This window comes from Alteribacter populi (assembly GCF_002352765.1).
Taxonomy (GTDB): Bacteria; Bacillota; Bacilli; order Bacillales; family Salisediminibacteriaceae; genus Alteribacter; species Alteribacter populi.
The window spans coordinates 373,276-385,643 of sequence record NZ_KZ293963.1 but is presented as its reverse complement, the minus strand read 5'-3'; the positions used below and the strand labels follow the sequence as shown (position 1 = coordinate 385,643).

The 12,368-nt window shown below is 40.0% G+C and carries 14 protein-coding genes; 1 reads left to right on the top strand and 13 read right to left on the bottom strand.

Annotation, left to right across the window (positions count from 1 at the left end; genetic code table 11):
* Window positions 1-10: 10 nt before the first annotated feature.
* The 7 genes from CDZ94_RS01975 to CDZ94_RS01940 all read right to left on the bottom strand — a co-directional run bounded on the left by CDZ94_RS01975 (window position 11) and on the right by CDZ94_RS01940 (window position 6,072).
* Entirely contained in the window at window positions 11-733 is a 723-nt protein-coding gene (locus CDZ94_RS01975; RefSeq protein WP_096434858.1) for a hypothetical protein, read from the bottom strand.
* Between the two features lie 28 nt (window positions 734-761).
* Window positions 762-962 (bottom strand): DUF2768 domain-containing protein, encoded by a 201-nt coding sequence (locus tag CDZ94_RS01970; RefSeq protein WP_096434857.1) that lies wholly within the window; start codon window positions 960-962, stop codon window positions 762-764.
* Window positions 963-1,767: 805 nt separating this feature from the next.
* On the bottom strand, window positions 1,768-2,040 hold the full coding sequence (locus tag CDZ94_RS01960; protein ID WP_096434855.1) for a stage VI sporulation protein F: 273 nt from the start codon (window positions 2,038-2,040) through the stop codon (window positions 1,768-1,770).
* A gap of 71 nt (window positions 2,041-2,111) precedes the next feature.
* Window positions 2,112-3,161: an NAD(P)H-dependent glycerol-3-phosphate dehydrogenase gene (locus tag CDZ94_RS01955; protein ID WP_096434854.1), complete on the bottom strand. Its 1,050-nt coding sequence runs from the start codon at window positions 3,159-3,161 to the stop codon at window positions 2,112-2,114.
* 14 nt (window positions 3,162-3,175) lie between these two features.
* On the bottom strand, window positions 3,176-3,787 hold the full coding sequence (gene plsY / locus CDZ94_RS01950; RefSeq protein ID WP_096434853.1) for a glycerol-3-phosphate 1-O-acyltransferase PlsY: 612 nt from the start codon (window positions 3,785-3,787) through the stop codon (window positions 3,176-3,178).
* 129 nt (window positions 3,788-3,916) lie between these two features.
* Window positions 3,917-5,233, bottom strand: coding sequence for a ribosome biogenesis GTPase Der (gene der / locus CDZ94_RS01945; RefSeq protein WP_096434852.1), 1,317 nt, complete (start codon window positions 5,231-5,233; stop codon window positions 3,917-3,919).
* Between the two features lie 212 nt (window positions 5,234-5,445).
* Window positions 5,446-6,072 carry a YphA family membrane protein gene (locus tag CDZ94_RS01940; protein WP_096434851.1) on the bottom strand — a complete coding sequence of 209 codons (627 nt, stop codon included), beginning with the start codon at window positions 6,070-6,072 and terminating at the stop codon, window positions 5,446-5,448.
* A gap of 120 nt (window positions 6,073-6,192) precedes the next feature.
* Between CDZ94_RS01940 and CDZ94_RS01935 the strand changes: the two genes are divergently transcribed.
* A complete protein-coding gene (locus tag CDZ94_RS01935) occupies window positions 6,193-6,327 on the top strand; it encodes a YpzI family protein (RefSeq protein WP_096434850.1) in 135 nt (44 codons plus the stop codon).
* Window positions 6,328-6,432: 105 nt separating this feature from the next.
* Here CDZ94_RS01935 and fni read toward each other — a convergent pair whose 3' ends face one another.
* From fni to ypeB, 6 genes are all read right to left on the bottom strand, one after another.
* Window positions 6,433-7,494 (bottom strand): type 2 isopentenyl-diphosphate Delta-isomerase, encoded by a 1,062-nt coding sequence (fni, locus tag CDZ94_RS01930; RefSeq protein ID WP_096434849.1) that lies wholly within the window; start codon window positions 7,492-7,494, stop codon window positions 6,433-6,435.
* A 14-nt stretch (window positions 7,495-7,508) separates the two neighbouring features.
* The gene (gene rpsA, locus CDZ94_RS01925; RefSeq protein WP_096434848.1) at window positions 7,509-8,663 is read right to left on the bottom strand and encodes a 30S ribosomal protein S1; all 1,155 of its coding nucleotides are present in this window, start codon (window positions 8,661-8,663) and stop codon (window positions 7,509-7,511) included.
* Between the two features lie 80 nt (window positions 8,664-8,743).
* The gene (locus CDZ94_RS01920; RefSeq protein ID WP_245415695.1) at window positions 8,744-9,346 is read right to left on the bottom strand and encodes a lysophospholipid acyltransferase family protein; all 603 of its coding nucleotides are present in this window, start codon (window positions 9,344-9,346) and stop codon (window positions 8,744-8,746) included.
* Window positions 9,339-10,022, bottom strand: a complete 684-nt coding sequence (cmk, locus tag CDZ94_RS01915) for a (d)CMP kinase (protein ID WP_096434846.1) — start codon at window positions 10,020-10,022, stop codon at window positions 9,339-9,341. Before cmk ends, CDZ94_RS01920 begins: the two co-directional genes overlap by 8 nt.
* A 120-nt stretch (window positions 10,023-10,142) precedes the next feature.
* Entirely contained in the window at window positions 10,143-10,817 is a 675-nt protein-coding gene (locus tag CDZ94_RS01910; RefSeq protein WP_232735765.1) for a flagellar brake protein, read from the bottom strand.
* A gap of 198 nt (window positions 10,818-11,015) precedes the next feature.
* A complete protein-coding gene (gene ypeB / locus CDZ94_RS01905) occupies window positions 11,016-12,365 on the bottom strand; it encodes a germination protein YpeB (protein WP_096434845.1) in 1,350 nt (449 codons plus the stop codon).
* Between the last annotated feature and the right edge of the window lie 3 nt (window positions 12,366-12,368).

The window sequence follows — 12,368 nt, the reverse complement described above, 5'->3', positions numbered from 1 at the left end:
TTCAACGATTCTATGACTCTTTCATAAATACCACTTCACCATTTTTTACTGTGATTGGTTTTGAATGAACCGGAACAAATGGTGAATGATCAACCAATAACCAACGAAGGTCTTCACCTTCCGAATAATTTTCCATTCCGTATTCATCAATAAAATGTTGAATATCGATGCGATAATCAACCACTAATTCACCACTCGTCGTAAGTAACACGGGGAGCTCATGTGTAGGGTGAAAAGGGCTAGCTACAGTTGGTTCCTCATCAAAGTTTAACGCTTCGTAATCCAATTTAAGGAGATTGCTACCTAGTAATTCACCAACGGGAGCAAAGTTATTTTGGGAACGATATTGATTGATACGTCTCGAAAGTTCCTGGAGGCCGTTAGCAGACCTCAAGTCAATCAGCTTTACCTCGGGCTCATCTTCCACATTTGTCAGCACATATTGAAAAATACCGCCGTTTTCAAAAGAGTTCCCTGGAGCTTGTTGTAAATACTGTGGTACAAGTGACCGGAACTCTACTGGATACTTTTGGAATATCGGTGTTTCTTCATCTCTTGTTTTTATCGGTAACACACCTGAGTCTTCTCTAAATTGATTCACAGCTGTCTGTACAGACTGTAACTGATCATCATAAGGAACTTGATTTTCAGTCCGGCTCTCCTCCGGGAACAAACAACCTGATAAGAAAACTAAAATGCATATAAAAGATAGGCTTAACGTTGCTTTTTTCATACAAACCCCTGCCTTAAGTAAGCTTCCATTATTCGGGTACAGGACCACTAAACACTACAAGAAAAATAATTAAACCAGCAATCATCATACAGAAAAAGCTAAAAGTTAACAAGGTTTTTTGAATCCAGCCTTTTAACTTTTCTCTTGAGACGATCGTAACGATAACTGAAACAAACATTAGCCCCATTGCAAAAAAGCTGATCCACATTTTTGTTAATCCGTCTTCCATAGTAAACAAACCTCCACATTATCTGATCAAACATGCATTTCCTGACTCATTATAGCATAGAAACAAAAAAAGCTGAATGAACATGGGTAAGAGAGCAGGCTTCCCCAAAAACGGACACTCAGGTTCTATGTTGCGTTTCATTCTTTAATTGTTGCTATTGTTTTTTCACCCTAATCAAGTCAAGAGAGTCCATCCTCAAAAACTGAACAGAGAATCGCTCACATGAGGGTGGCTTATGTAGAGGCTGCTGAATCAGTAGCATACGCCTGGGTGGCAAAAGGATATGCTCTTTCTCATGGAAAGAATCTGCAAGGACATAACTCTTCTTTTGCTAAAAGCCTTGCACTTGATTTTGAGATACACATGGGTAGCTAAGGGTGTTGCTGCAATGGCGAGACTCCATCAGGAGAAGCAACAATGGTCTTCTTGCGACGAGGAACCGCAGGAGCAGCTGAAGACCCCGCAGTGAGCACGCCTTTCGCCTTTCGCGAATGAGGAGGCTGAAGCGTCGCCAGCGGAAAGCGTCCACCGAAAGTGAATCACAATACCAACAACGGGCTTTAACAGAGCTTAATAATAAACAGCGTTATTTTATCTCGCACGTTTTTATTACTCGGCTTTTCTATATTTTTTGGGATACACATATAAAAAGTCAAATTTCTTAAAGTACAAAAAAAAGCTGAAGAAAAGGGGCTCCTTTCTTCAACTTTAATATGACTAAACACCGCCAGTAATCACAGCCCGATTTTGGCGCCTTTTCTGTTTCAGTATATGCCAGCACAAAAGGTTCGTCGCAAACGATAGCCTATTTACCGCCTTTTTTCTGAAACATTTTTGCAAGAGTACCGAAGTCCATCGGTACATTATTTGAAATGATCGCCTTAACTAATTCATCTTCCTTCTTCTTAGAAACAGGAACATTCGCAACGCGTGCGACTTGCTGAATTAACTGGCGGACATTTTGTTCACTCTTTAAATCGGTCTTGCTAGCGTTTTGAGCTAATTTAAATAAATCTTGTTGTTTAACATTTGTTTTTTTCTCAACCTGATCAAAAAACGAATTTTTCTTTTCGTCCAAAAGAAAACCCTCCTCATAGATGATGTCAACATATCATATGCAGAGGAGAGTTTGTTGTGAAAGTCGTGTTATCAAGGCTCTAAATCATTTAACGGATCTAAATCGCCAAGTTTTAAGTCTTCTACTTCATGTTTTTTTACACGGCCCATTAGTTCTTCAACCGCTTCTTTAGGTTCTTTTTCATGGAAAAGTACCTGGTATAAGCCATTTGTAATTGGCATTTCTACATTTTCCTGTGCAGCTAACTGAAAAGCGGCCTTCGTTGTACGAATCCCCTCAACAACCATGCCCATTTCGTCTAAAACCTCGGGAATCGTTTTACCTTTCCCAATCATATTACCAGCACGCCAGTTACGGCTATGTACACTCGTACAAGTAACAATTAAATCTCCGAGTCCAGAAAGTCCTGCAAAAGTAAGTGGATTTGCCCCCATCTTCATTCCCAGGCGGGCAATTTCTGCAAGACCTCGTGTCATCAATGCAGCTTTAGCATTATCACCAAAGCCTAACCCGTTCGTCATTCCTGCGCCAATGGCAATGATGTTTTTTAAAGAACCTCCTATTTCAACTCCGATTAAATCCGGGTTCGTATACACTCTGAAGTGTTGATTCATAAAAAGATCTTGAATATATTCAGCTGCATCAATGGTAACTGAGGAGCTCGTAACTGTAGTCGGCTGACGAAGACTCACTTCTTCTGCATGAGATGGTCCTGATAAAACAACGACAGATTTTCGAAGAGATTCAGGGACTTCCTCTTCAATAATTTCAGACACTCTCATTAACGTATTAGGTTCAATCCCTTTACTTGCATGAACCATTGTAACAGGTTCATTTATAATACTAGTGACTGACTTTAGGACGCCTCTCATCGCTTTTGTAGGAACGACATAAAGGATCGTTTCGCAACCTGAAAGAGCCTCTTCCATACTTGTATAGGCTTGAATGCCTTCTGGAAGTGTCACTCCAGGTAAGTAATTTTCGTTCGTTTTACGCGTGTTCATTTCCTCTGCTGCCTCTTCTGAACGGCCCCATAGTTTAACGTGGTGGCCATTGTCTGCAAGAACGACTGATAATGCGGTTCCCCAACTACCAGAACCTAGAACTGTAATTGTTGCCATTGTAAGGGCTCCTTTCAATTTGAAGGTGCTTTTTGTCCAATTTTATTCTCAGTCCCTTTTACTAATCGAGCAATATTCGTTCGATGACGCCAAAAGGAAAGAGCTGTAATTACAATTAAAAAATATAGATAGACCGTAGGATAAACGTAATAAGTACTAAAGACAATCGTTAAAATTGTTGTTCCGGAAATGAATAATAAAGACCCTAGAGAAACGTAACGACTAATAACAATAGAAATAATAGCAATGATTCCTGAAACTAACGCAGCTAAGAAAACGAGGCTTACTAACACACCAATCGTAGTTGCTACCCCTTTACCACCACGAAACCCGTAATATATTGGCCAATTATGTCCAACGATCGCCGCCAATCCACTTGCACTAGCCACTAGTGGATCACCGGTTAAAAAGAGGCTGCCCCAAACCGCAACAACCCCTTTTAGACAATCCAATAGGAGAACAACAATAGCAGGACCGATTCCTAATACACGAAGCGTGTTAGTCGCCCCCGCATTCCCGCTGCCGTGTTGCCTAATGTCTACTTGCTTTAGTTTTTTAGCAATAATCACACTAAAGCTAACCGAACCGAGCAAGTATGCCGCAACGACATATAGTATCGATAACATCCCAACCCCCACTTTGCGTCATAGTAATGTATAATTTCAATAAAGTATAATTTTTCCACACTCATAACAAAGTACTTTCTCAGCCTGAGTAGTGTACTTTGTTAATTTAACAAGCTAACCCCACTCTCTTTATTGGTTCTTTTTACGAGCAAGAATTCGTATCGGGGTTCCTTTAAATTCAAAGGTATCACGAATTTTATTTTCTAAATATCTGCGATACGAAAAATGAAGTAGCTCGGGGTCATTAACAAAGAGAACAAATGTCGGTGGTGCTACTGCCACTTGTGTAGCATAGTTAATCTTTAACCTACGCCCACCATGGTCAGTTGGCGTTGGATTCATCGTAACTGCATCAACAATTAAATCGTTTAATACATTTGTTGGAACACGCTGATTATGAAACTCACTGACTTCGTTAACCATCGGCAGTACTTTGTGCAAACGTTGCTTTGTTTTCGCTGAGACAAAAACAATCGGTGCATAGTCCATAAACAAAAATTCGTCACGAATTTTTTGTTCAAATTCACGGAGTGTACTATCATCCTTTTCTACTACGTCCCATTTATTTACAACAATAATGATGGCACGTCCCTCTTCATGGGCATAGCCTGCAATTTTTTTGTCCTGTTCGATTAACCCTTCTTCTCCATTAATAACCATAAGTACCACATCTGACCGTTCAATGGCTCTTAAAGCACGAATGACACTATACTTTTCGGTACTCTCGTATACTTTTCCTTTTTTTCGCATACCGGCAGTATCAATGACTACATACTCCTGACCGTCTTTTTCAAAAGGAGTATCAATAGCATCTCTGGTTGTGCCTGGTATATCACTAACAATCACACGTTCTTCTCCAAGTACCGCGTTAACTAAAGAGCTCTTCCCTACATTCGGACGTCCGATTAAACTTATCCGGATCGTATCTTCATCGTATTCTTCGTCAGAAATATTTTCGAATTGTGCAGCTACTTCGTCTAGTAAATCGCCTAACCCAATACCATGCGAGCCTGAAATGGCGATTGGGTCACCAATACCCAAACTGTAAAATTCATACATCTTCTCATGCAGTGTTGGATCATCCATCTTGTTCACACCGAGAACAACAGGTTTTTTAGAACGGAATAACAGCTGAGCTACTTCTTCATCTGCTCCAGTTATACCCTCTCTTCCATTTACTACAAAAACAATGACATCTGCTTCTTCAATAGCAAGCTCTGCTTGATATCGCATTTGGGTAAGTAAAGGTTCGTCACTTATTTCTATACCACCTGTATCAATAACGTGAAATTCATGATTTAACCATTCTCCATATCCATAAATACGATCCCTTGTAACTCCTGGTTTATCTTCGACAATAGCAATGCGTTCTCCTACAATACGGTTAAAAATTGTGGACTTTCCTACATTCGGTCGCCCCACAATGGCAACTACCGGCTTAGGCATAGGACATCCCTCACTTTCTCTCCTTCATTTCATAAGGCTCTTTTAAAAAGATTGTTGCTATTTGTTTTTTGAGCTTAGGCAACAAACTATACGAAAACAGCCCTTCATAAAAAAACCCTTCCTTATACGAAAGGGTTTGCCAAAACTAACCTATTTATTATACCAAAACAACTTGTCCTCCACAAACCTATTCATACCAATTTACCTTGTGATCATGCATTGAGCTTTCGCTGACCTGCTGGTAGTACACCAAATGATGAGTACACCTTTTGTTTTAACCATGCGGCAAACCATTCAATCAATGACCATCCCAATACAACCAAAAAAGTTAACGCTAACATATCTAGGTATTGAAAAGAACCAATTGTTAACTCAACTTCCCGACCTGTCATAATTAAAAAAAAAGTAAAACCAATTTCACCTTGAAAAAAACTGACTGACAATACTGCAATTCTGATTACAACTGTTCTCCCTATTAATATTAAAATCAATGAAAACAGCGCTACAGTTGAGGTCTGTATAGTAAATAGCATCCAAACAGGTTCATAGTAATAAACAAACTGGAGCCAGCCAAATAAGGCCGAGAGAAGCAAACTTATGAAAAAACCAATGGCAAGTGCTGCTCCTCCAACTTTGATGAGGGTTTTATAGCCTATCCATGCAATGACAATCATTGCTAAATTAACTCCAAACCCAAAAAATGGAATCGTAACATTAGCTAATATTAAAATAGCAAAGGCAACTATAATCCACTCGACCCTGACGGATGATTTTTTATCAGAAAAAAAATAAATGCAAATGACCAAAAGCCACATTACCCAAAAAAACCAGAAACCCATCCTATCGGCCCCCTCCTTTCATTTATCTACATAATCGTCAGAATATAGGGTAAAATATACCTTACTGCGCAAGAAACCCTTTATTTTCCTAACGAAACGACGACAAAGGAGGAACTTGTTATGGGAAAAGACCGACAAGAAAAGAAAATAAAACAGTCCAAACGTGTTGAATCAGACCGTAATCAATCTCTTCACTATCCTAGTTCAACAGAATTAGAATCAGGCAATCATGCTAGAAAACGACAACGGCAGTAAGAAGTTTGCAAATCGATCGTTAAATAAGGTGCCCTCAGCAAACAATACTGAGGGCACCTTTTTATTAGGCGGTTTTCGAGCAACAATTTTTAATTATAGTGCCTTTTACCTTTCCAATGATCGGTTACTAAACAAAGAGGTATTAACCCCTCGTTCCTGTAACCAATGATGTGTATCTCCTTTTAGGATAATAGGAACTTTTTTAAACTGAATCGTTTGATGAATCCCTAAAGCGGCCATAATCCATGTCAATTCGTATTGAATATGGTGAATTTGTTTCACAACTTCTTCGGGACCGCCCGTTTGAACCCACTTTAAAACCTGCCCGGCCATGCCACACGCGCTCGCCCCTAGTGCCAGTGATTTGGCGATATCTAATGCAGATTGAACCCCTCCAGTTGCCAAGACTTCAAGGTTCGGGCAAGCTACATTCGCTTCGACTACGGCATTTGTTGTAGCAATGCCCCAATCATCGAAAAAAGATAGCTCATTTTCCCGGCGCTTATTTTCAATACTAGAGAAATTGGTTCCCCCGAAACCACCTATGTCAATAATAGAAACCCCGGAACTGTGAAGCTTTTTCGCTGTTTCCATGCTCATTCCAAAGCCAACCTCTTTAACTATGACAGGAACGTCAAGAGCATCACAAATGGCTTCAATTCTTTGTAAAGCACCTTGGAAGTTACGATCTCCTTCCGGCATTACAAGCTCTTGAATCACATTTAAATGAATTTGCAGAGCATCAGCATCAATCATCTCGACACAACGTAAAGCTTGATGGACCTCTGCTTCACTTCCAATATTAGCAAATACGATTCCCTGAGGATTCTTATCTCGAACCACCTCATAGGTGCTGCGTTCACTTTCATTATTTATCGCCGCCATTTGAGAACCTACCGCGATAGGAGTTCCGAGTACCGAGGCAGCTTCTGCCAGAGAGGCATTTACTTTTTCAGTTGCTTGTCCGCCCCCACCAGTCATGGCATTGATAAAAATCGGCGAACTGATATTCAGTTCGCCGATCGTAGAATTCAGTTGGACATTCTTAACATTTGTATCAGGTATACTTTGATGAACAAAGGAGATATCATCAAAACCTGAACGTCTGGACTGTCCTGAATTTAACGCACCACGAAGGTGATCGAGCTTCCTTTTAGCTCTACTCACAATTCCACCTTCTACTATTTGTATTTTTTCAGTTGATCACCGATAACATCACCCAAAGAAAAACCTGAGTTATCTTCTTCTTTTTGATACTCTTTCTCTACTTTGCGGTTCGTTGCAGTTTCCTGCTCTTCTTGAAGAGAACGGATACTTAGTGAAATTCGCTTGTCTTCTGTGTTGACATCTAAGACTTTTGCTTTCACCGACTGACTTTCTTCAAGTACTTCTCCTGGAGTACCGATATGACGATTAGCGATTTGAGAAATATGGACAAGTCCTTCAACGCCGGGTGCAATTTCAATAAAGGCTCCGAAAGAGACAAGGCGCTTCACTTTCCCTTCTACTACATCACCTGTTTTTACTTTTCCTCCGATTTGCTCCCAAGGACCAGGTAATGTTTCTTTAATGGATAATGAAATACGCTCATTATCAGGATCCACACCTAAAACTTTAACTTTGATTTGATCGCCTTCATTCACGACTTCAGACGGTGTTTCTACATGATGATGCGCCATTTGTGATATATGAACTAAACCGTCTACGCCACCGATATCGACAAATGCGCCAAAATCAGTTAACCTTTGGACCGCCCCTTCGATCACATCGCCTTCATGGATATTCTCCAAAGTACTGCGCTTACGATCTTTTGCTTCAGCATCGAGAACGGCACGTTGAGATAAAATCAGCTTATTTTTTTCACGGTCCATTTCAACAACCTTTAGTCGTAGAGATTTACCTCTGTAATCAGAAAAGTCTTCTACGTAGTGACGTTCTACTAGAGAAGCCGGGATGAATCCGCGAACGCCTACATCCACCACAAGTCCACCTTTGACAACGTCTGCCACTTCAGCTTCAAATGTGTCACCGCTGGCAAGCTTGTTCTCCATATCTTCCCAGGCTTTTTCTGCAGCCACAGCTCTTTTCGATAAGACAAGTTCGTCATCGGTTGCTTTAGTTACCTTTAATTCCACTTCGTCGCCTTCATTTAAGACGTCGCTTACTTTTTCAACATGAAGACTGGAAAGTTCGCTAATCGGTACCACGCCGTCCATTTTATATCCGACGTTAACAAACGCTTGTTTTTCCTCTACTTTTGTTACCGTACCGGTAACGATTTCCCCGGCGGCAAATGATTTTACGTCCGCCATTTCGTTGTTCATTTCTTCTACCATTGACAATACCTCCCTAATCCCCCGAACAGAACGGGAACGTTGAAACTTTTTATCATAATCTTTCACCCTGGGTGAAAGTTCTACCCTGTTTTATTATTCCGGTGTTTCTGGAGTAAAGCCCCAATCCCAGCCATAATAGCTTCTGATGCTTCTTCAGCTGATGCTTTATTCTCACGCAGAGTTTGCAAATCAACTGGCTCTCCATACACAATTGTTAAAGTAGAAAATGGCTTATAAGATCCAATGATAACACTTGGGACGACTTGGGCATCTGACCGAAGTGCGAAAAATCCAACTCCTGTCAAACCTTTTCCTAGCTCACCAGTTTTACTGCGGGTCCCTTCTGGAAAAACACCGATCATTTCTTCATCCTGTAATAAAGATAAACCTTTCCGTAATGCCTGGCGGTCACTTCCCCCTCTTCTAATAGGAAATGCACCGAGTTTAGGTAACAACCACTTGAGGATCGGTTTGTCAAATAACTCTGCTTTTGCCATAAAACAAGTATTTCGTTTTAGAAATGCCCCTAAAAATGGAGGGTCAAGTAAGTGAATGTGATTACAGCAAAGTAAAACGCCGCCCTGAGTAGGGATGTGTTCCCGCCCTATTACCTTTACACGGAAAAAGATTCTGTAAAATGTCCTGGAAATCCATTTTCCAAAGCGGTATAATGATTTATTCAAAGCTACTCGTCCTTTCTTTGACAAGTACAAGAATCTCCTCAATAACTTCCTTGATCGAAAGAGAAGTTGAATCAATTTCATTGGCATCAACTGCTTTTTTCAACGGTGCAAACTCTCTTTCAGAATCAATTTGATCCCGTTTGGCAATCTCTTCCTTCAAGTTAGAAAGGTCTGAAGAAATTCCTTTTTTGAGGTGTTCCTCATGTCGCCGTTTCGCTCTCTCTTCCACAGAAGCAGTAAGAAAGACTTTCACCGCTGCATCAGGCAAAACAGCTGTGCCAATATCTCTGCCATCCATTACCGTTGCACCGGATTCGGCTAAGATTTGTTGTTTTTTTACCATTTCTACTCTTACTAATTCGTGCATAGCAACGTAGGACACGTTATTCGTTACTTCATTAGTACGAATCTCTTCTGTAACCTCTTTGCTATTTACATAAACTCTACTAGATGACCCTTTATTTTCTAACGTAATTTCCAATTTCTTGAGTAATTCAATAACTTGCTGTTCATTATGTACATTGACTTTTTGCTGAAGAGCCTCGTATGTTAAAGCCCGGTACATAGCACCTGTGTCGATATAAACAAATGAAAGCTGCCTTGCCACTTCTCTAGCCACTGTACTTTTCCCTGCTCCTGCAGGTCCATCAATTGCAATGTTTATCTGCATTCCCATGTCTATCCTTCTACCTCTTTCATGAAACTTCAATAATAATATATTTCTTCAGTTAATATTATCATATCTCCTCACGACAGGTCTATTTTAAAAACAAGTTACCCGAGAATATCGGATAAACTATTTCTTCAATTGCATTTCTTTTTTGCGATGTTGAACTTGCCTTTCATAGCAAAAGCGGATCACCTTCTGACGCTCATTTTCTTCCATAGTTATAAACTTAAGAGAAGCCCTTATAGAAGCGTTTTTATTACGAATACGGATCACTTTGGATTCCGCCTTCACATACTCCACTGGGTTTGACTGAAATGATAGTGGAAGCCAAGCTGTCACTTCCATATTCTCAGAAAGGCTATGGTCATGAGGTAATACAATTTGAAGACCACCTCCACTCAAATCCAAACTCGTAGTAGTAAAAGCAGAAAAATCGTTATTGACTGAGCCAACAGCGACATCTAGGCAAGTATCTACTCTTACATACTGTCTTCGTTGAATACGAATGAGATTTTCTTTTTCAGGCTTCTTTAACACAATAACTGGGATTTGCCCCCCTAGCTTTCCTGTAACATTGCTCTCAAATAAGTAGATTGCGTCATCCTTACCTAAGAACCACCCTTTAAACCTTGTTTCTTCAGGGAAAAAGTGCGGTTTCGAATCATGTACACCAACAGGGAAATGAATGAATATTGATTCGTTATTTAAATCCGCAACCTTACTACGATATCTGCTAATATTATCTTGCTCCATATTGAGTTCCAAATGAAGAATTTCCCCAACTTTAATCAAAGATGACATTCCTTCCCCACTCAAAATTTACTTACTCTATATTCCTTCGTGACCAATGACATTATTCCTTCTTTTCATACAAAAAAATAAGTAAATGCGAAAAGAGCCTATAGAAAAAAAGCCAAAAAGAAAAAGCAATGGCTTTGCACGTTTAGAAAACAACGGCTTCACTCATTGCTTTAACATCACTGTTTCAAGGTTACCCTCTTAGTCAAAATCATATACCGGTTCTGCACGGTCCATCTTCTCTACTTTTTCTTCTCGACCGTTCTCAGCATTTATAAAAATGCGGTACGTATCATCATCAATCACACCGAAAAATTCATGGCATAGAACTTCTTCTTCTAAATCATTTTCAATAACCGCCATGTGGTGTTCCATGACTTCCAAGCTCGGGTTTAAATTTTCTTTTGCTTCTTCTTCAGACAATTCCTGGTTTGATGGTTTTCGTTCTTTATGATTGGCAATGTAGGCAAAAGCCTCATATCCAATAACATCACTATTATCTAGTGCCACTTCGACTACTACAGAGTCAGAGTATACACGGATGTCATCATGTAGGTGGGCAAAATTAAATACACCAACATTATCATACTGTTTGCTGTCAACGAGCTGCATGTTGTCAAAACCGTTTTTATTAATAAACGATTTAGCTTTCTCAGAAGCTTCGTGTAAGCTGATTTCGGCTGACTCCACCTGACGATCTTCTAATAGCCACAGTGGTTTCCCGCCTTTCTTGGTAATATCCATGTAAATGGTGTGGTTATCTTCAGGATCCTCAATCAAGAGGCTGTAGGCATCATATGCAAGGCCATCTCCAGTATTTTCAACTTCAGCTTCGAGGTTCCCTTCTCGATCGAGAAATTCCCCAGCAATGTTTACAGCTTCTTGTTCATCGATTTCTTCACCATCTAAGTTTTCTGCGATTTTCTCATCATCTGCAGAAATTTCTTTTGCACCTGTACCGAAATCTACTTCTGAAAAGCCGCCCACTTTTTCATCAATGACCTCAAAACCATTGACTATGGCATTGTCTAATGGCTCATCCTTGGAAGCCATTTCCAACTCAACATCCATCCATTTTAAATCATCCTCAATTACCATACCTTGGACTTTTCTCATTTCATTTTGAATCTCACCTGATTGATGATACAGCTCTTTTAGAGATTCGTATTCTTCATCCGTAAGCGGATCTTGATCTAAATCTCGTACGGAGTTGCGGTAAGAGTAATCACCAATTTTATATAGGAACTCTTCTGTTTTACTAAACGGAAGTAAAGATAATGGAAGTTGTCCAAGGTCATTTTGAGCCTGAGCGGTTATTCTCCAGACGTCTGTAAGTGATGGAGATAGACGATCTTGCGAATTCATCGCTAGAGTAGACCCCAATTCATCGTGCAAATGATCCAAGTTATAGGATAGTTCATGAAAGGCCCTTTGATAGTTATTCTCTGCTTGGATAAGAACCGCGTTTTTTTCCTGATGTTCTAAATAACCCCAATATCCCGTTCCTACCACAGCTACTGCTAATACTCCGATAATAATTGAACGAATCATTTA

Bases quoted from the DNA above. Each gene is read 5' to 3' on its own strand.
- cmk (WP_096434846.1), bottom strand. From the start codon at position 10,022: ATGGGAATGCAGATAAACATTGCAATTGATGGACCTGCAGGAGCAGGG.
- CDZ94_RS01955 (WP_096434854.1), bottom strand. From the start codon at position 3,161: ATGGCAACAATTACAGTTCTAGGTTCTGGTAGTTGGGGAACCGCATTA.
- ypeB (WP_096434845.1), bottom strand. From the start codon at position 12,365: ATGATTCGTTCAATTATTATCGGAGTATTAGCAGTAGCTGTGGTAGGA.
- CDZ94_RS01935 (WP_096434850.1), top strand. From the start codon at position 6,193: ATGGGAAAAGACCGACAAGAAAAGAAAATAAAACAGTCCAAACGTGTT.
- rpsA (WP_096434848.1), bottom strand. From the start codon at position 8,663: ATGGTAGAAGAAATGAACAACGAAATGGCGGACGTAAAATCATTTGCC.
- CDZ94_RS01970 (WP_096434857.1), bottom strand. From the start codon at position 962: ATGGAAGACGGATTAACAAAAATGTGGATCAGCTTTTTTGCAATGGGG.
- CDZ94_RS01975 (WP_096434858.1), bottom strand. From the start codon at position 733: ATGAAAAAAGCAACGTTAAGCCTATCTTTTATATGCATTTTAGTTTTC.
- CDZ94_RS01940 (WP_096434851.1), bottom strand. From the start codon at position 6,072: ATGGGTTTCTGGTTTTTTTGGGTAATGTGGCTTTTGGTCATTTGCATT.
- plsY (WP_096434853.1), bottom strand. From the start codon at position 3,787: ATGTTATCGATACTATATGTCGTTGCGGCATACTTGCTCGGTTCGGTT.
- CDZ94_RS01910 (WP_232735765.1), bottom strand. From the start codon at position 10,817: ATGTCATCTTTGATTAAAGTTGGGGAAATTCTTCATTTGGAACTCAAT.
- der (WP_096434852.1), bottom strand. From the start codon at position 5,233: ATGCCTAAGCCGGTAGTTGCCATTGTGGGGCGACCGAATGTAGGAAAG.